Here is a 19324-nt window from a genome sequence, read left to right as displayed (position 1 = left end):
AACTAAGAAAAAATAGAATCTTTGTTAAGCAAGCCTTAAGGTTACTCTGCGTAAAATTCCAGCCTACATTGCGATGTAGCGATGCCTCGGTGGTGGAATTGGTAGACACGCTAGACTCAAAATCTGGTGGGCTTTGCCCGTGTCGGTTCGACTCCGACCCGAGGTACCATTTGATAGGACGCTTTTTGAACAAAGTCCAACAAAACTACGCTAACGCTGTGTTGACTTCAGCAGTCGGCTCACGAAACTAGTTTCGTTTAGGATCAAAAATGTTTTATCTCACAAACTTTTATGACGCGGGAATAGCTCAGTTGGCTAGAGCGTCAGCCTTCCAAGCTGAGGGTCGCGGGTTCGAGTCCCGTTTCCCGCTCCACTTACCCATTTTATTATAGATGCGGGCGTAGCTCAGGGGTAGAGCATAACCTTGCCAAGGTTAGGGTCGACGGTTCGAATCCGTTCGCCCGCTCCATAATACCTAATCTTCGAAATTATTATTAGCTCTAATACTCATCCCATATAGATCCTACTTTACTTCTATTCACAAAAATATTTAAGACAAAATATTACTTATTCTTTTAATCAATATATAATTTATTAATATTTCAAGTTCTATTTAACATAAATTTAACACTCAACAAGTAGCATGTGCTGTTCATTTAAAAAAGGGAGAAAAATAGATGAAGGGACAACTACTTAAAACAGCACTTATATTAGGTGCATTAAGCTCTATAGTTACAGCAGAAGAGACCGCATTTACCACAGCCCACTTTTCGGGTTCAGGAAACTGTACCATGTGTCATAATGGAATGAGCGATCAAGCCGGTAATGATATGTCGATCGAGAAGGCCTGGTCGTCAACGATGATGGCCAACTCTACGAAGGACCCGTTCTGGAGAGCAAAAGTCAGAACAGAGATCAACCGTAACGCTCATCTCGAAGAGGTGCTCAACGACAAATGTACGAAGTGTCATGCGCCTATGGCCAACACAGAAGCAAAATTTTCCGGACATACGGTCAAGGTCTTTGATGACGGATTCCTGAACTCCCATAACACCTATCATGATGCGGCACTCAACGGTGTCAGCTGTACGGCATGCCACCAGATCAAAGACAATGGCACGCTAGGGACACTCGAAGGTATGTCAGGTAATTATGAGATTGATGGAAGCAGAACGATTTACGGTCAGTACAGTGATGTCTTCGCCAACCCTATGATCAACAATGTTGACTATACCATCCAGCACGGTGCGCATATGGACCAGTCAAAGATGTGTGCCAGCTGTCATAACCTCAAGACACCGTATGTGGATGAAGAGGGTAATGTACTGAGCACCACACCTGAGAGTGAGTTCCCCGAGCAGATGCCTTATAGTGAATGGGAACACAGTGACTACAAAGATAAACAAAGCTGTCAGGAGTGCCATATGAAAAAGGTTGACGGTGTACCTATCTCTACAAGACCACGGTGGATCGAACCCAAAAACGGTTTTGCTCAACATATATTTGTAGGGGGCAATAAACTTCTGCTCGATATCCTGGATAAAAACAAAGCGGCACTGGATGTGACATCCAATAATTTTACTGCAACCATTGCAAAAAGTGATGAGATGCTCAAAGGTGCAGCCTCTATCGAACTGCTCAACCATTCACTTCAGAACGGTACACTTGAGATCACACTCAAGATCAACAGTACCACAGGGCACAAACTTCCTACCAGTTTCCCTTCAAGAAGAGCATTTATCCATCTGAAAGTCACTGATCAGTCGGGCAATACTGTGTTTGAATCCGGTAAAATCAACAGCAACGGAAGTATCGTCGGTGTCGATGCGGATAGTGACAGAAGCAGCTATGAACCGCACTACGACCTGATCACTTCAGCAGATCAGGTTCAGGTCTATGAGTCAATCATGCAAAACAACCTTGGAGAGGTTACCTATACCCTGCTAAGAGGGATGAACTACCTCAAAGATAACCGTATCCTGCCTGCCGGTTTCAATAAGGCAACGGCACACAGTGACATCAAAGTACATGGAAATGCAAACAGTGACAGTAACTTTGTAGGGGGAAGTGATACGATCACTTACCGTATCAGCGGTCTCACAGATACGCAATACGCCATCGATACAGAACTGCTCTACCAGACACTTGCCTACTCATGGGCACAAGACCTGTTCAGTGATGATTCATCGGAAGTAGCTGCCTTTAAAGGTATGTTTGAATCATCGACAATGAAAACCTCGCAGATCGCATCGGCACACACAACGGTAAGCGGCAGCGGAACAACGCCTACACTACCGGAATGCAGTGACGGACTGGATAATGACGGTGACGGTCTTGTCGATATGGAGGATGCAGGGTGTAGTGACCTTAACGACAATGATGAATACAATGCGCCTCCGGCAGCCAAAGCGTGTAGTGACGGAATCGATAATGACAATGACGGCTTGATCGATATGGACGATACCGGATGCAGCGATACCGATGATGACGACGAATCAAACCCTGCTACCCCGACAGTGGTTCTCTCAGAAGGATTTGAAAACGGTCTGGGTAACTGGATAGTCACAGGAAACGGCACTCTGTGGACGACGCATACCAACGACCCTTATGAAGGCGTCTACAGTGCCTATGTCAACCGCACAAGAGCTGACAGACCGACCTATATGGAGAGAGCTATCGACCTTTCAGGTTACAGTGATGCGACTATGACTTACCATAGAAGGCTCAAAGGGCTTGACAGTGCCGATGATTTCTCAGCAGAGTACTATGACGGAAGCTGGCACTACCTTGAACACCTGGGAAGTAATAACGAAAACGGTGACTACGTTGCAAAAACCCATAGCATCCCGACCACGGCAACCAAAATAAGGTTTATGTGTGAGACCAGTGGGAAAGGTGAAAAGTGTTATGTCGATACTCTTCAAATCATCGCTGAATAGCTAAAGCAAAACCCCTGATAAGATCAGGGGTTTAAATAGAATACTCTACTCTTATCTTAGCTCTACCTTTTATCAAAGAATACTCCACGGCAGAGCACTAAAACCTAAAGCTATACATACTTTTGTTATAATCTCCATAATTAAATAAAAGGGTTGTTTTGAAAATCGTCGTAGTCATTACAGGTGCCAGCGGTGTCGAGCTTGGGAAGAAGTTTGTCGATTATCTCCCTGAAGGTATCAAAGCCCATGTCGTCATATCAGACAACGCACTGACCGTAGAATCCTTTGAGAACAAGCAGGTTACCCTGTACCAAAATGAAAATATCGCAGCCTCTGTCTCCAGCGGATCGTTTCGCGTGGATGCAACTGCTATTATCCCCTGCAGTATGAATACCCTTGCCAAGATTGCCTGCGGTATCAGTGACAATCTGGCTACCAGGGTCGCAGCAGTCGCACTCAAAGAGCAGAAAAAGTTACTGCTTGCACCAAGGGAACTTCCTTTTTCGGCGATTGCGCTTGAAAATATGCAAAAACTCGCTACACTTGGCGTCATTATTGCCCCGCCAGTTTTGGGGTACTACTCAGAATCCGACTCTTTGGATGAGATGGAGCGTTTTATCATCGGAAAGTGGTACGATGCACTGGGTATAGAAAACAATTTATTTGAAAGATGGAAATAAGATGAGTACATACAAACGAGCAATCTATCCGGGAACCTTTGACCCGATCACCAACGGACACTTGGATATCATCAAGCGCGCCTATAGAATGTTTGATGAGATCATTATCGCTATCGCTGAATCAGAGGCCAAGAAACCGATGTTTAACTTTGCACAGCGGGTACACATGGTCAAAGCGGCCACCTCTGATATGCCCAATATCAAAGTCATAGGGTTCAATAACCTCCTGGTCAACCTTTCAGATGAGCTTGACGCCAATATCATTATCCGTGGACTCAGAGCCGTCAGTGACTTCGAGTATGAACTACAGATGGGGTATGCCAATGCTTCACTCAAAAAGGAGCTTGAGACGATCTACCTGATGCCAAGCCTGGAGCATGCTTTTGTCAGCTCCTCCGTTGTACGCACGATTCTCAACTTTGACGGGAAGGTGGAGCATCTCGTACCGGCCAAAGCCTTAGAATTTATCAAGTGTGAACGCTGATGGTAGTACTGTTTGAGGGGATAGATACCTGCGGGAAAAGTACGCAGCTGGAGCTGCTGCAGCAAAAACACCCGGAGATCATTACCACAAAAGAGCCCGGAGGCACCGCTTTTGGCATCAAAGCAAGAGAGATCCTCTTGGAGAGCTCTATCATCTCAAAGCGTGCCGAACTTCTGCTGTTTCTGGCTGACCGTGCAGAACACTATGAAGAGGTGATCCAACCCAACCAGGATAAACTTGTCATCTCGGACAGAGGGTTTATCTCCGGGATCGGCTATGCTTTGGCCAACGGTGATTTTGAACTTGACGAGCTGGTCATGCTTAATCGGTTTGCCCTGCAGGGAAATTTACCGGATAAGGTCATTCTTTTTCTGACTGATATAGACACCCTCCGGGAGAGACTCGGTGGTAAAAGCCTGGATGGGATAGAACAACGCGGTCTGGAGTACCTGCTCTCTGTACAGGAGCATATGAAGGAAACGGTTCTCAAGCTGGGGCTCCCGCACCTTTTTATCGATGCTACAGACACGATAGAGAACATCCATCAAACGATACTAACCTACTTGAAGGTATAATTACATCCATAATATTGGTGGGCTGGCAAGCCCACCCTACATAAAACACACCGTAGGGTGGGCTTGCCAGCCCACCTTTCTGGATAGAAGGAAACCCTATGATCAATCCACTACGTGGTATGAAAGACCTCACTTTTGAAGAGAGTGAACGTTTTGAGTATATCGTAAATACTGCTGCAACCATTGCAAAACGTTACGGTTACGGCTATATAGAAACCCCTATTCTCGAAGAGACTGCACTCTTCAAGCGTTCAGTAGGCGAAAGCTCTGATATCGTGGGAAAAGAGATGTATCAGTTTACCGACAAGGGTGAAAATGATGTCTGTATGCGCCCGGAAGGTACAGCAGGTATCGTGCGTGCATTCATCTCTGCAAAACTTGACCGCCAACCGGTCAAACAGAAGTTCTACTACTACGGACCGATGTTCCGTTATGAGAAACCGCAAAAAGGAAGACTCAGAGAGTTTCACCAGTTTGGGTGTGAGAGCTTCGGTGAAGCGTCCGTCTATGAGGATTTTACGATCATCACAATGATCGCACAGATCTTTGATGCACTGGGTATCGGGTATGAACTGCAGATCAACTCGCTTGGATGTAAAGTATGTATGCCGAAATACAAAGAGACACTTGTCAACTCGCTCAATGAGATAAAAGAGGAGCTTTGTGAAGACTGTAACAGAAGAATAGGCACCAACCCTATCCGTGTACTTGACTGTAAGAACGAAAAGTGTCAAACACTCCTTGCAGAGTCTCCAAAGCTTAAAGATTACCTCTGTGAAGAGTGTGATCCGGACTTCAGACAACTGAAAGCGCTACTGGACCAGGAAGGTATCAAATACACGGTAAATGACAACCTGGTAAGAGGTTTGGACTACTACTCCAAAACAGCATTTGAGTTTGTCAGCAGCGAGATCGGTGCACAGAGTGCTATCGCCGGCGGTGGACGCTATGACAGGCTGGTAGAGTTCCTTGACGGGAAACCGACTCCGGCAGTAGGATTCGCTCTGGGAATTGAGCGTATCATGGAGCTGGTGAAGATGCCGGAAAAAGCGCCTGAAGGGTACTATATGGGTGCGATGACTCCGGATGCCATCCCGGCACTCCTCAAACTTGCAACCAAAAAACGTCTGACGGATAAAGTAACGGTTGAGTACAACTCCAAAGGATTTAAAAGCCATATGAAAGGGGTGGATAGAGCCAACCCTAAATATGCGGTTCTTATCGGTGAAGATGAACTGAAGAACGGTACCGTATGGTTGAAAGATCTTGAGAGTAAAGAAGAGCAGGTCATTGATATCAATGCGTTCTAAGAGGTGATACGAAACCCAAACGGTTTCGTATCGGTTTATTGCATTTTAGAAGTTATACATTACACCTAGGAAGATTGAGTTTCCTCTAGGTCCATCGATCGTTGAGTGTTCATACTCAGCAACCACTTTATAGGTATGATCCACAGCAACTTCCACACCTACACCGTAGTTAAATCCGTTATCATCGGCATCGATATGGTAATCTTCGATCTCTTCGATCTCATACTCGTAACCCGCTTTTGCAAAGACACCAAGCGTCTCTGTCAATTCATACGTATAGACAAGATCTATCGCATGGGTATAATAGGTTGCATCAGCCTCTTCAGGTTCATGTCCCTCTACCGTTTCTGTTACGGTGTTCGTCGCATAAGAGAAGTCATACTCTACTGCAAACCCGTGTCCCAGTCTGTAACCTAGATCGATACCGAATCCATAGCCGCTGTCACCGTCAAGTGTTGCTTCCTCATGATGTACTTTGTCTCCTGCGATTCTCAACCCCTTTACAATCACATAAAAGTCACTCTCCGTATGCTCATGAACTTCCGGCAGTTCGACGACCGGTTCAACCGGAACGATATCTCCACCTGCATGTAGTTGCAGTGCCATCAATGATGCAACGGATGTCATCAAAACAAATTTTTTCATTTTTCCTCCTGGAATCTTTTAGGGTACTTTTCCATAATTCATTTCATTTATGAAGTTTTCATGGTAGATCAATCTTACTTAAATATTTGCATGAAGAGATATTTCACCTACAAATTTGTACTATTTTACCTCCTATGATAAAAAATGAAGCCATCTGATTCAATATAATCGATGAAAAAGATCAATGTTTCTTTTTCATTTATACTGTTAAAAAGAGCAACTGATCGGATAGTAGTTTCCAGTTGAAATGGAACAGGAAGGAGAGAGCTCAAAAAGGAGTAATAAGAGCTAACCGATCTACACCCCGCTGTTAAGAAGGGAATAGAGAGCAATATTTACTTCAACCAAAGAAGCAGATCGCTGCTTAAGCTTTCAACTGCTCTGTTTGTTGCTTCGACATACCCTTCAGCATCGGTACTCTTTGTCGCTTCACGATAGCTGAAACGTCTGCTTTTGATCAGATTCCCTGTATGGGTCGAAACCAGTGTAAACTGGATAGAGACGATCGCGTAGGAGGCATTGCCTCTTACGTGGTGAGAGAAGTCATACACTGTACTCTCCAGCCGGTAATCAGCCTTTGCCGTTGAGGCATAGGAAACGACACCTTTGAACATTCCGCTGCTTTGCAGGGTATCTATCAATATCCCCTGAACAAGTTTTCCAAGGTCATTGGACCACTTGGAGTTCAGGTAAGTCCCCTGCTCTGTAGGAGAGTAGGAAAAATGCATCCTCCGGCTCATTACCTCTTTCAGACTTTGAGGCTGCATCACCTTAATGGTTTTGTTTTGATATCCGTCTTTATAGATACTGCTTACCTCAGGGGTCTGAAGCGTATAGCTCCTCAATGGTGTCAGCTTCGTACTGCATCCAGCCAACAAGATCATCAATAGTGTACCTGCAACAACTCTCATCATTATTCTCCCGGTCCTTTTAACGGCGTTCTTGATTTAAAGATCAGGTCACTTGGACTCTCTTCCAGTTCACCTGCCAATTCACTCATCTGTGTAGAGAGTATCTGCATATCTACGATCAGAGGTTCAAGTATCTTCTTCATATCATAATCACCGCGATCCACACTCTGCTCCACTTTCAGTGTAACACGGTTGAAATTATTAATTGTAGGAATAAGCACTTGCTTTACATCGTTGATATCTTTTGTAGCACCTTCAAAGTTATGGGAGATCCTATGCATCGTTCGTCTGAATTGCTTGACCGAAACATCCAACTCTTCAAGGGATTTCATCACTTTCTCTTCTATCTCCTGACCGTTTTTTGTGATCACTTCTACATTATCAAGTATCTTTCCCACGGTATCGATATTCTTATCTGAGACTACCTTATTCCCCTGTTTAAGTAAATAGTCAAGCTTTTGGGAAAGAGATTCGAAACTTTGACTCAGGTTAGTGACCAGAGAGGGTTTGGTTTGTATCGTCGGGATATACTCATCGGTCGGTTGGAGTGTTTTTGCCGCATTGGTCCCCCCTACTATCTCGATAGAGAGCAGTCCCGTGATACCGAACATTTTGGTGGTTGCCACCATATCCTCTTTGATAGGTACATTCTGACTGATATCAACATAGATTTCTGTAAGTTCGATATTGTGGGGATTGATACGGATAGCAGTCACATGACCGACATCAACACCCCGCAGCATCACATCGGAGTCTACCGAAAGCCCTGAAACCGATTCCCTGATCTCAAGTTTATAAGTATAGTACTTATCATCTATATCATATCTACCCAGCCAGAAAGCAAACCAGATAAGCCCTATACCGAAGATGATCACAAAGATACCAACCATCAGATAATTGACTCTACTATACATTCTTCACCTTTTCAAATCTCTCTTTGGTATATTCATTCTTAAAAAAATCTTCAACAAACGGATGGTCTGATTGTAACACATTTTCGATATTTCCTTCTGCAACTACCCTCTTGTCTGCCAAAATTGCCATTCTATCAACAATACCGAATATACTCTCCAGATCATGGGTGATCATCACGACAGTAATCCCCAACAGGTCACGCAGATCAACGATCAACCTGTCAAAGTTGCGTGCACCTATAGGATCAAGCCCTGAGGTAGGCTCATCCAGAAAGAGAAGTTTCGGCTCCATCGCCAGTGCTCTCGCCAGTGCTGCACGTTTGATCATCCCTCCGCTCAGTTGTGAGGGATAGAGGCTCCCTACATGAGGGTCCAGTCCCACCATCTTAAGCTTGGATGCGACAAGACTGTCACGCAGTTTTTTTGAGATCGTCGTATACTCTTTGAGCTGTACCTCGATATTTTCGGCGATACTCAAAGAGGAAAAAAGGGCACCGAACTGAAAGAGCACTCCCCACTCCCTCCGGAGTGCCTGTGCCTCTTTAAACCCTATACCCTTAAGGTTTGTGCCCAGTACACTGATCTCCCCTGCTGTCGGTTCAAGCAGCATAATGATCTCTTTCATCAGTACCGACTTGCCGGACCCACTCTCCCCGAGTATCCCGTAGATCTCATTCTCTTCGATATGTAAATTCACACCGTCATGGATCGTCCTCTCACCAAAGCGCGTCACAATACCGTCTACGTCTATCACTGTTTTATGATTCGGCATTTCATATCCTTTCATTAAGTGATTGATTGCATTGTATTTTAACGCTTATCACTTTTCTCATAGGCCAAGCTCCGTATAGATGACTGAAAAGAGTGCATCAAAGGCGATCACAAGAAAAATCCCGTTAACTACCGACGATGTGGTATGCAGTCCGATACTTTCCGTATTGTGCGATACCTGAAATCCTCTGAAAGCCCCGACAGAAGCGATAAGAAAGGCAAATACAGGTCCCTTGATCATTCCCAGGATATAATGTTTTACCTCCAGCACTTCATAAAGACGGTCAATAAACAGCGTCATTGAAATACCAAGCTGCATCTCCGAAGCGACCATCCCTCCGAAGATACCAACGATATCGGAAAAAAAGATCAGGAGAGGCAATGCGATCATCATGGCAATAATACGGGGCAATACCAAAAATGCATAAGGATCAAACCCCATTGTTCTCATCGCGGCAATCTCTTCGGTGATCTTCATCGCACCGATCTCGGCAGTATAGGAGGAGCCGCTCCTCCCGGCAATCACGATCGCCGTGATCATAGGCCCGAGTTCACGGGTAATGGAGATCGCTACCGTATCTACGATGAAGATATCCGCCCCGAATTTTGCTAACTGCACGGCCCCCTGATAGGCAATGACCATACCTACCAGGAAAGAGGTCAAGGCGATGATCACCAATGCATTGAACCCCGATTTATGTATATGATAGACGATCTCCTTGATACGCAGATCTTTGGGATTTTTCAGTGTGAGGAAAAGTGTATAAAACACATGTCCGAAGAATTCGATGAACTCTTTGACATCCTGGAAAAACTTTACAGTACTTTTTCCCAATGCCTCAAAGAGATTATCTTCTTTGGGAAGTTCGATGACAACATGGTCCTCTTTGAGGAGATCATACATCTCTTTCTGGTTTTCCGTATAACCGACTACCTCTACAGAGGTATGTGCCAAAAACGTTTTGTAATATTCTGTAAAGAGCAGTATACCGGCTGAGTCAAACTCACTTACTTCAGAGACATCCCAGGTTACCGGCAGTTCATAACCGATCTCTTCCAGTTGACGTTCTATCTCAGGTACACTTGCCAGTGTCCATTCTCCTTTTGCCTTAAGCATAAGTCGATTCTGATCTTTTTCAACGCTAATATATTGATTCACCATACTTCAATTATAGGTAAGATTCGATTAAGTTTAGATATAATAAACATTATATTTAAGCGAGTAGATTATGAAAAACTTTGGTTTGGATATTTGGGGTGATCACAATTTTATCATTAAAGATGATACGATCAACATCAACTACGGGGTTGAACCCTCACTCTATGAGATCACGAACGAGATACGCAATAAAGGGTACAAAGGACCTCTGCTTCTGCGTTTCCCTCACCTTATAAAGAAACAGATCTCTACACTTTTTGAGACCTTCAACTCGGCAAGAAAGACCTTTGATTACCAGGGAAGTTTCAATGCGGTTTTCCCGCTCAAGGTCAATCAGTTTCCCAACTTCGTCAATGCATTGATGGATGTCTCCAAAGAGTACAACTACGGCCTGGAAGCCGGGAGTAAAGCGGAACTGGTCATCGCGATGAGCAAAACCCCTCTGGGTGCGCCGATCACGATCAACGGCTTTAAAGATAAAGAGATGATCTCTATGTGTTTTATTGCAGCCAAGATGGGGCACAATATCACCATTACGATAGAAGGGCTTGATGAACTTGAGAGCATTATCCAGGTGAACAGAGAGTTCAATGCAGAGTGCGAAACACCGGTACTTCCAAATATCGGTGTACGTATCCGTCTGCACAGTTCAGGGATCGGTATCTGGGCAAAGAGCGGCGGGTACAACTCAAAGTTCGGACTGACCTCGACTGAATTGATCGAGGCCTATGAACTGCTCAAAAAGCACAACCTGCTTGAGCACCTCTGGATGATCCATTTTCATATCGGCTCACAGATGGGAGATATCGCTCCGCTCAAAAAGGCCTTACGTGAAGCAGGGAATATCTATGCGGAACTGAAAAAGCGCGGTGCAGATAACCTCAGTGCGATCAATATCGGTGGCGGGCTTGCGGTAGAGTACTCCCAGCATGCCCATGATAAAGAGCGTAACTACTCACTGAGTGAGTTTGCAAACGATGTCATCTACCTGATGCAGGAGATTGCCAAGAACAAAGAGGTACCCCAACCGGATATCTTTACCGAATCCGGACGTTATGTCGCTGCATCACACTCTGTTCTGGTCGCACCTGTGCTCGAACTTTTCAGCCAGGAGTATCACGAGAAGTGCCTGAGACTCAAACCCGTCAACCCGCCGTTGATCCAGGAGCTGCATGACCTTTATAATGCCCTTTCCCGTACCAACGCAAGAGAGTATCTTCATGATGCCCTTGACCATATGGAGAGTCTGCTGACACTCTTTGATCTTGGATATATCGACCTGGAAGACCGCTCCAACACAGAGACACTGGTAAACCTGATCGTAAAAAAAGCAATTGCCCTGCTCAAAAGCGAAGATACCGATGAACTCAAGCAGCTCCAGGACCGTATCCAGGAGAAGTACCTGGTAAACTTCTCCATGTTTCAGTCGCTTCCTGACTTCTGGGGCTTGGAACAGGAGTTTCCGGTGATGCCGCTCACACACCTGAGTAAAAAACCGACCAACCCTGCAAGTATCTGGGATATCACCTGTGACAGTGACGGTGAAATAGAGTTCAACCGTGACTATCCGCTCTATCTTCATGACATCGACCTGGATGAAGAAGAGTACTTTTTGGGCTTCTTTCTTACCGGTGCCTACCAGGAGGTGCTGGGAATGAAACACAACCTCTTTACCCATCCGACAGAGTGTGTGATAGAGTTTGACGAAACAGGACACTATACGATAGACGGTCTGATAGAAGCGCAAAACCTGCTCGACGTACTTGATGATATGGACTATGATACCAATCTGATCGACAGAACCCTCAAACAGCACATTGAGCTTTCAGAAACACTCACTCTTGAAGAAAAGCGTGAACTTTTGGGAAAACTTTACCTACATTTAAGTGAAAATAGCTATCTTAAGACGATACAAGCGATTGAGGAGTTGATCTGATATCGCTGATGATACATAGAATGATTTTATAGAGACAATAGAATCAAAATTGCATCTTGAATTATGCTATTAACTTACTTGAATACTACGCGCTGAAGAGCGCTGGATAAAGCATAAAAGAGCATTTGAGAATCTTTATAAGATGATATAGGAGAGACTGTGAACCCATTTAGCTTGATCAAAGAAGATTTTAAAAATGTCAAAGAGAATGACCCTGCCCTGCACTCAACCTTTGAACTCTTTTTTAACTACCCCGGGCTCTGGGCACTCTTTTTTCACCGTTTTGCACATTCGCTCTATAAAATGGGACTGCGTTTTCTGCCGCGATTCATCTCAGCCATCGGACAGTTTCTTACTACTGTGGATATCCATCCGGCCGCACAGGTAGGCCGCAGGGTCTTTATCGATCATGGCGTAGGTGTCGTGATCGGAGAGACTGCGATCATCGGAGATGACGTGGTGATCTATCAGCAGGTCACGCTGGGGGGAGTCAGCCTTGATAAAGGGAAACGTCACCCGACGATCGGAAATAATGTAGTGATCGGTGCCGGGGCAAAAGTCTTGGGAAATATCAACATAGGGGAGGAGGCAAAGATCGGTGCAAACTCCGTTGTCATTAAAAATGTTCCCGCAGGAGCCACTGCTGTAGGTATCCCGGCACGTGTACTACAGTGTGATAAGACTACAACCAAACTGAACCATAGTGCGATCCCCGATGTCAATAAAGAGATCTTTGAGTACCTTCTCAAACGTATTGAGATCCTTGAAGATGCAGTTGAAAGCGGTGAAAGCAAAGATATCAAGAAAAAAGACCATGATCTTGAAATAAATTACGACAATTTTATCCATAGTATGGATTGATCCTACACATACAGGATAAATAAAACTCATATATCCTGTATCCTCACCTCTTCTTAAAATATTTTTGCTCTCCTTTTTGATATAATTGTTGGATTTTTAATTTTTATCATTTACAAGGGTTATAATGCTATCAGATCGCATACAGACACTATCACCGTCATTGACCATCGCTATCTCTTCACTTGCAAGAGATCTTAAAGCAGAGGGGAAAGACATCCTCTCATTTTCAGCAGGTGAACCGGATTTCGGTACACCGCAAAAGATCAAAGATGAAGCTATCAAAGCTATCAATGAAGGTTTTACACAGTACACCGCAGTGCCGGGTATCCCTGAAGTACTACAGGCAGTAGCCAATAAGCTCAAAAGAGAGAACAACCTCGATTATGCACCATCAGATATTATCGTAAGCAATGGAGCAAAACAGTCACTTTTCAACCTCTTCCAGGCGACACTTAACGCCGGTGATGAAGTGATCATTCCTGCACCTTACTGGGTAACCTATCCTGAACTTGTAAAATATTCAGAGGGGACACCGGTATTTATCGAGACAGATGAAAAAGGCGGATTCAAGATCACTGCCGAGCAGCTCAACGCAGCGATCACGCCAAAGACAAAGATGATTATCCTGACCACGCCGTCAAACCCTACCGGTTCGGTATACTCAAAAGCCGAGCTTGAGTCTCTTGCAGAGGTACTCAAAGGGACAGAGATCATCGTCGCAAGCGATGAGATGTATGAGAAGCTTGTTTACGGTATCGACTTTGTAGCCACGGCAAGTATCTCAGAGGATATGTTCCAAAGAACAGTAACGATCAACGGTCTAAGCAAATCTGTTGCCATGACAGGATGGCGTTTTGGATACCTTGCGACACCCAACAAAGCGCTTATCTCTGCAATGAACAAGCTCCAGAGCCAAAGTACATCAAATATCAACTCTATCACACAAAAAGCCGCTATCGTTGCACTTGACGGCGAAGTAGATACAGATATCGAAGAGATGAGACAGGCATTTGATGCAAGAGCCATTGAAGCGGTGAAACTCTTCAACGAGATCGATGGGCTGAGCGTACTCAAGCCTGACGGTGCTTTCTATCTCTTTGTCAACACAAAAGAGATCTCAAACGACTCTATCGCGTTCTGTAAAGAGCTGCTTCAGGAGACGGGTGTAGCGGTAGTACCGGGTATCGGGTTTGGTGCAGAGGGATACTTCAGATTCTCATTTGCTACAGATATCGAAACGATCCGTGAAGGTATCAGCCGTATCAAAAAGTTCGTAGAGAACAAACGCCAATAGAGCGTTTAGCGTTTAGCGTTTAGCGTTTAGCGTTTAGCGTTTAGCGTTTAGCGTTTAGCGTTTAGCGTTTAAAACGCTGACGCTTTTCCCCTTAACCAACGCTTAAAGATATATCTTGCCGTAGGTCGGGGTGCCCTCACCCCGACACAATTCCATCTACTTCAAACAGTTTCCGCACTTTAAATAAAATATTATTCATCCTGAACACTGAACCCTCAGCACTCAACGACTTACCTTCAAAATCATAGTTATGAATAACGGACAAAATACGTTATGGATTTTCAAAACAAAGTTTCGGACCCGATCAACGCAATCTCTGAACGCTGAATGCTCAGCACTAAACGCTATTTTTTCTTTGTCATATTCTCCAAAGTGAACCAGATAAGACCAACGATCGTAAAGAGTATGATCGGAGCAATCCATGGATTTTCCTGTATATATCCGAAAAGTGAGATGATCGATTCACTCGCATAGTAGGCACTCAGACCTATCGTCAATACGAATACGATCGAAGCAAATATGTTAAAAAAGATAAACTTTTTGAAGTCATATTTTGTAAGTGCCATGGAGATAGGAACCAGTGTTTTTACGCCATAGATGAACTTTTGTATGAAGATAGCCAATACTCCGTACTTCCGCATAATGAGCGTAGCAAGTGCAATTTTACGTTTGTGCTTGGCAAGATAGGGCTGTATCTGTTTTTTCTGATATTTACCGAGATAAAAAAGAAAATTATCTCCCAGGAAGTTGGAAGTTGCAGCGATCATCAACGCTATCGTTATATCCATATGCCCCATAAAGGAGAAAACCCCGGCAGCTGCCACGATAAACAATGATCCCCCGAATGCAAAAAATGCCACTGCGAGGTAACCCCACGTCTCCAAAGAAGAAAAATCCATTCAATAACCTTAATATTATTTCTTTTGTCACAAAGCATCGTCCGCACACTTGTGAAGTGACGATTTTTTGCACCCCAAGGGTACTTCCTTCGGGCGCCTACTTTTTCTCTTAGTGAAGTATCACGGTGACAAAGTCACCACTCTCTTTGAGAAAAAAAGTAGTAGAAAAGCCTACATAATTTCTATCTTAAAAGTATGGAATGACTATGTTAAATTTTAAACTTCTTCTATATCATCTTCAAATAATGAAAATCAGCTAAGTTTTTTATAGTAAAATCATACCTAAAATTTGTTAATGTTATAATCTCACCCATGATTGAAACACTCCTTAGCTTCCTTTTTATCTATCTGTTTATCGTCCTTGGCTATCTGGCCAAAGCCATCTATAAAGAGCAGGTCGACACGAGAACACTCACCATCATGTCGGTCTATTTCCTGCAGCCTTTCGTCACGGTATGGGGATTCAGTACTGCAAAGCTGGAGGTTGAACACTTCTATGTCTCACTGGTCTACCTGGGCATCATCCTCCTGCTGCTGGTACCGATGCTGTGGGTTGGCAGGATACTATTTCGTGATCCCAAAGAGCGTGCGATCTTTTCGATAGCCGGTTTTGTGGGCAATACGGGGAATATAGGTATCCCTCTGGGTATCGCACTGATGGGCCAGGAGAGTGTGATCTACACCACGTTGATCAACATCGCCAATGTACTTGTCGTCTATACCCTGGGGGTATATGTCTATTCCCGCGGTTCATTCAGTATCAAAGCATCGCTTTTTAATATCGTGAAGATCCCTATCATCCCTGCCGCAGCTGTTGCGATCATACTGAACCTCTCGGATATCACCATGACTGACTCCATGCTTGAATTTTTGAAAATGGGCGCCTATGCAGGGATCGTGCTTCAACTCTTTCTGCTGGGTACATTTCTTGAAACCGTACGTATCAGAGAGCTTCATCCCTATCTGATGAGCAGTGTACTCAGCCTCAAATTCCTCATCATACCGGCAGCTACCGCACTGATACTGAGCCTGACCGACCTGCCGCTTTTTGTTCAAGGCGTACTCTTTATGGAGATGATGGTACCCCTGGCCGTCGCCAATCTCAACCTCTCCTCGCTTTATGACTGCCGTCCCAAAGATATCACTTCACTGATCCTCCTTAGCACCCTGCTCTTTATTCCTGTGCTTTTTGTACTAAGTTACATCCTAAATCGCTTCTATTTGTGATAAAATTACATACTTAATCTTAGGAGTTTTCCATGTCTACAAATACCCTTATTATCGGTGCTGGCGGTGTCGGAAATGTTGTTGCATTCAAATGTGCGATGAATGCCGATACTTTCGGCAATATCACACTTGCCAGCCGTACACTCAGTAAATGCGATGAGATCGCAGCCAATGTCAAGGCAAAAACAGGCGTAGAGATCGCAACAGCAAAAGTCGATGCGGACAGCGTACCTGAACTGGTTGAGCTGATCATGAAAACAGATGCGGATATCGTGATCAACGTGGCGCTGCCGTACCAGGACCTAACGATCATGGATGCATGTTCACAGTGTGGGGTCGACTATCTTGATACGGCAAACTACGAGCACCCTGATGAGGCGAAGTTCGAGTACAAAGAGCAGTGGGCAAGAGATGAGCAGTTTAAAAAAGCGGATATCATGGGGCTGCTTGGAAGCGGATTTGACCCGGGTGCGACCAATGTCTTCTGTGCCTATGCGCAAAAGCACTACTTTGACGAGATCCATACGATCGATATCCTTGACTGTAACGCGGGAGATCATGGTTACCCGTTCGCGACAAACTTCAACCCTGAGATCAATCTCCGTGAAGTGAGTGCGAAGGGGAGATACTGGGAAGAAGGGAAATGGATCGAGACCGATCCGATGGAGATCAAGCAGGTATGGGACTATCCTGAAGTCGGACCGAAAGACAGCTACCTCCTTTACCATGAAGAGATGGAGTCTTTGGTGAAGCACATCAAGGGATTGAAGCGTATCCGGTTCTTTATGACATTCGGCGAGAGCTACCTCAAACATATGGAAGTACTTGAAAATGTCGGTATGCTCGGTATCGAACCTGTGGAGCACAAAGGAGAGAAGATCATCCCTATCGAGTTCCTCAAGACACTCCTTCCCGATCCGGCAAGCCTTGGTCCGCGTACCAAAGGGAAGACCAATATCGGTATCTTTGCCAAAGGGATCAAAGACGGGAAACCCCAGACGATCTATATCTACCAGGTCAAAGATCATGAGGAGTGTTATGCCGAAGTAATGAGCCAGGGTGTAAGCTACACGACAGGTGTTCCGGCAATGATCGGTGCGAAACTGATGCTGGAAGGCGTATGGCAGGGAACGGGTGTCTTCAACATGGAAGAGATGGACCCGGATCCGTTTATGCAAGAGATGATGATGCAGGGGCTTCCGTGGCAGGTCCTGGAGCTCGAAGCACACGAAGACTGCAGGGTTGACGGCTGATGTCCGACTCTCCTGCCTTTTCGGGATTTCCCAAAGAGGGTATCACATTTCTTGAGAAGATCATTCTCAACAACTCCAAAGAGTGGCTGGACGCACACAAGTCAGAGTATGAACGCTACATCGTCGAGCCGAACAAAGCCTACGTAGAGGAGATGGGCGAGCATCTGCAGATACTTGTCCCCTCTATCCATGCCATCCCCAAAGTAAACAAATCACTTTTCCGCATCTACCGCGATGCACGTTTTCACCTGGATGATCCGATCAAGGAGCGTATCGGTATCATTATGTGGCAGGGCGGCGGTCACCGTATGCAGAGCAGCAGCTTCTATATGCACTACGACCCCTATGAGGTGCTGGTAGCCGCAGGGATACGCAACTTCAAACCGCCGCTGCTTCATGCCTACCGCGAATATATCAAGCGTGATGCCAACCGCGAATCCCTGCACACGATCCTCGAAGCGCTGAAGACCAAAGGCTACGAGGTCCCGGAGCCCGAATACAAACGGCTGCCTGCAGAGTTTGACACGGAACCCTCTTTTGGCTACCTGACAAGATACCGTTCGATGGTTGCCTTGAAGCGCTTCAAACCGGACAAGACCTTCCACTCCGAGAAGATCATCGAGAGAAACTTCAAGGTCTATGAAGATCTGCTTCCGCTGCAGCAGTGGGTCTATGAACTGACGCTCTATGCATCTAACGCGTAAGTGCGATCATACTCATAAACCTGCCGCTGCACCCCTGCTCTTTTCTATAGGAGAAGTACCTCTCCACCTCACATGAGGTACAGACGCCGCTTAAATCTATATTTTCAAGAGTTAGGCCTGCTTTCAGAAGCTGCTTTTGGTTGATCAGCGGCAGATCAAGCATGTACTTCTCCCCTGCCTTATCAAAGCTCTCTTGATCCCTGAAGTGCTGAGCCACATCCTCCCCTACCTCATAGCAGCATCTTCCGATAGAGGGTGCAACGAAAGCGACGATATCTTTGGGGTCCGAGCCGAAACTCTCGATCATCTTCTCTACCGTTTTTCCAGTGATGTTTGCCTCGGTACCTCTCCACCCTGCATGTACTGCAGCCACGACCTCTTTTTGAGTGTCAAAAAGCAGCACCGGGACACAATCAGCGGTCAGGATCGTAAGCACGACCCCCTTTTGGGCTGTGATCAACGCATCGCAGTTCTCTACCGCATCTTCGATCGCGTGCCACCCTCTGCTTCCTTGCTTCTCTATGATCTTAATATGGTCACTGTGGGTCTGCTGGGCCACGATAAAATGGAAATCCTGATCTATTCCCAGACTTTCTGCCACCGCTTTCCTGTTTGAGATGATCTCTTTTTCGGGCTCTCCGGTATGCAGTGCCAAGGATCCGTGACAGCTCAGTCTGCTATCTTTGGTTGTTACTGCATGTATACATCCTTCAAATTTCCCCAATAACTTCGAGCGGTAAAATTCAGCCATCGTGCGCCTCA

Annotated in this window: 18 protein-coding genes and 3 tRNA genes; 14 read left to right on the top strand and 7 right to left on the bottom strand. The window is 45.2% G+C overall.

The features are described from left to right. The first annotated feature begins 83 nt into the window (after nucleotides 1–83). The 8 genes from AC4JOV_RS05145 (at nucleotide 84) to hisS (ending at nucleotide 5988) form a co-directional block, all read left to right on the top strand. Nucleotides 84–169: transfer RNA gene (locus tag AC4JOV_RS05145), tRNA-Leu, on the top strand. 127 nt (nucleotides 170–296) lie between these two features. Further along, nucleotides 297–373: transfer RNA gene (locus AC4JOV_RS05140), tRNA-Gly, on the top strand. A gap of 21 nt (nucleotides 374–394) precedes the next feature. Continuing rightward, nucleotides 395–469 (top strand) — tRNA-Gly (locus AC4JOV_RS05135). A 208-nt stretch (nucleotides 470–677) separates the two neighbouring features. Continuing rightward, nucleotides 678–2939, top strand: a complete 2262-nt coding sequence (locus tag AC4JOV_RS05130) for a multiheme c-type cytochrome (RefSeq protein ID WP_229936217.1) — start codon at nucleotides 678–680, stop codon at nucleotides 2937–2939. Between the two features lie 158 nt (nucleotides 2940–3097). Beyond that, nucleotides 3098–3619, top strand: coding sequence for a UbiX family flavin prenyltransferase (locus tag AC4JOV_RS05125; protein ID WP_229936218.1), 522 nt, complete (start codon nucleotides 3098–3100; stop codon nucleotides 3617–3619). A gap of 1 nt (nucleotide 3620) precedes the next feature. Beyond that, complete coding sequence (coaD, locus tag AC4JOV_RS05120) at nucleotides 3621–4103, top strand: pantetheine-phosphate adenylyltransferase (protein WP_229936219.1); 483 nt, start codon at nucleotides 3621–3623, stop codon at nucleotides 4101–4103. Continuing rightward, a complete protein-coding gene (tmk, locus tag AC4JOV_RS05115) occupies nucleotides 4103–4678 on the top strand; it encodes a dTMP kinase (protein WP_229936220.1) in 576 nt (191 codons plus the stop codon). The genes coaD and tmk overlap by 1 nt, the downstream gene beginning before the upstream one ends. Nucleotides 4679–4776: 98 nt before the next feature. After that, nucleotides 4777–5988 (top strand): histidine--tRNA ligase, encoded by a 1212-nt coding sequence (hisS, locus tag AC4JOV_RS05110; protein WP_229936221.1) that lies wholly within the window; start codon nucleotides 4777–4779, stop codon nucleotides 5986–5988. A gap of 45 nt (nucleotides 5989–6033) precedes the next feature. On the opposite strand, the gene AC4JOV_RS05105 is transcribed toward hisS, so the two are convergent. From AC4JOV_RS05105 to AC4JOV_RS05085, 5 genes are all read right to left on the bottom strand, one after another. Continuing rightward, nucleotides 6034–6633 carry a porin family protein gene (locus AC4JOV_RS05105; protein ID WP_229936222.1) on the bottom strand — a complete coding sequence of 200 codons (600 nt, stop codon included), beginning with the start codon at nucleotides 6631–6633 and terminating at the stop codon, nucleotides 6034–6036. 335 nt (nucleotides 6634–6968) lie between these two features. Then, complete coding sequence (locus AC4JOV_RS05100; RefSeq protein WP_229936223.1) at nucleotides 6969–7547, bottom strand: ABC-type transport auxiliary lipoprotein family protein; 579 nt, start codon at nucleotides 7545–7547, stop codon at nucleotides 6969–6971. After that, on the bottom strand, nucleotides 7547–8458 hold the full coding sequence (locus AC4JOV_RS05095; RefSeq protein WP_229936224.1) for an MlaD family protein: 912 nt from the start codon (nucleotides 8456–8458) through the stop codon (nucleotides 7547–7549). Before AC4JOV_RS05095 ends, AC4JOV_RS05100 begins: the two co-directional genes overlap by 1 nt. Further along, nucleotides 8451–9230, bottom strand: coding sequence for an ABC transporter ATP-binding protein (locus tag AC4JOV_RS05090; protein WP_229936225.1), 780 nt, complete (start codon nucleotides 9228–9230; stop codon nucleotides 8451–8453). The genes AC4JOV_RS05095 and AC4JOV_RS05090 overlap by 8 nt, the downstream gene beginning before the upstream one ends. Nucleotides 9231–9287: 57 nt before the next feature. Beyond that, the gene (locus tag AC4JOV_RS05085) at nucleotides 9288–10391 is read right to left on the bottom strand and encodes an ABC transporter permease (RefSeq protein ID WP_404820136.1); all 1104 of its coding nucleotides are present in this window, start codon (nucleotides 10389–10391) and stop codon (nucleotides 9288–9290) included. A gap of 67 nt (nucleotides 10392–10458) precedes the next feature. Between AC4JOV_RS05085 and speA the strand changes: the two genes are divergently transcribed. The 3 genes from speA (at nucleotide 10459) to AC4JOV_RS05070 (ending at nucleotide 14479) form a co-directional block, all read left to right on the top strand. Further along, nucleotides 10459–12324 (top strand): biosynthetic arginine decarboxylase, encoded by a 1866-nt coding sequence (gene speA, locus AC4JOV_RS05080; protein WP_229936227.1) that lies wholly within the window; start codon nucleotides 10459–10461, stop codon nucleotides 12322–12324. 159 nt (nucleotides 12325–12483) lie between these two features. Beyond that, on the top strand, nucleotides 12484–13185 hold the full coding sequence (cysE, locus tag AC4JOV_RS05075) for a serine O-acetyltransferase (RefSeq protein ID WP_229936228.1): 702 nt from the start codon (nucleotides 12484–12486) through the stop codon (nucleotides 13183–13185). Between the two features lie 124 nt (nucleotides 13186–13309). Further along, the gene (locus AC4JOV_RS05070) at nucleotides 13310–14479 is read left to right on the top strand and encodes a pyridoxal phosphate-dependent aminotransferase (RefSeq protein ID WP_229936229.1); all 1170 of its coding nucleotides are present in this window, start codon (nucleotides 13310–13312) and stop codon (nucleotides 14477–14479) included. A 344-nt stretch (nucleotides 14480–14823) separates the two neighbouring features. Here the strand turns inward: AC4JOV_RS05070 and AC4JOV_RS05065 are convergent, their stop codons facing one another. Next, nucleotides 14824–15378 carry a DedA family protein gene (locus tag AC4JOV_RS05065; RefSeq protein ID WP_229936230.1) on the bottom strand — a complete coding sequence of 185 codons (555 nt, stop codon included), beginning with the start codon at nucleotides 15376–15378 and terminating at the stop codon, nucleotides 14824–14826. 312 nt (nucleotides 15379–15690) lie between these two features. Between AC4JOV_RS05065 and AC4JOV_RS05060 the strand changes: the two genes are divergently transcribed. The 3 genes from AC4JOV_RS05060 to AC4JOV_RS05050 are packed head-to-tail and all read left to right on the top strand — an operon-like array spanning nucleotide 15691 to nucleotide 18562. Continuing rightward, entirely contained in the window at nucleotides 15691–16605 is a 915-nt protein-coding gene (locus tag AC4JOV_RS05060) for an AEC family transporter (RefSeq protein WP_229936231.1), read from the top strand. Between the two features lie 32 nt (nucleotides 16606–16637). Then, nucleotides 16638–17858: a saccharopine dehydrogenase family protein gene (locus AC4JOV_RS05055; RefSeq protein ID WP_229936232.1), complete on the top strand. Its 1221-nt coding sequence runs from the start codon at nucleotides 16638–16640 to the stop codon at nucleotides 17856–17858. After that, nucleotides 17858–18562: a TIGR02453 family protein gene (locus AC4JOV_RS05050; protein WP_229936233.1), complete on the top strand. Its 705-nt coding sequence runs from the start codon at nucleotides 17858–17860 to the stop codon at nucleotides 18560–18562. The genes AC4JOV_RS05055 and AC4JOV_RS05050 overlap by 1 nt, the downstream gene beginning before the upstream one ends. On the opposite strand, the gene pgeF is transcribed toward AC4JOV_RS05050, so the two are convergent. Next, nucleotides 18552–19313 carry a peptidoglycan editing factor PgeF gene (gene pgeF / locus AC4JOV_RS05045; RefSeq protein WP_229936234.1) on the bottom strand — a complete coding sequence of 254 codons (762 nt, stop codon included), beginning with the start codon at nucleotides 19311–19313 and terminating at the stop codon, nucleotides 18552–18554. The two genes, AC4JOV_RS05050 and pgeF, sit on opposite strands and share 11 nt — an antisense overlap. Between the last annotated feature and the right edge of the window lie 11 nt (nucleotides 19314–19324).

The organism is Sulfurovum sp. MH2-6, assembly GCF_058374785.1.
Note: the sequence above shows the minus strand (reverse complement) of the source record. Positions and strands in the feature narration are given on the sequence as shown.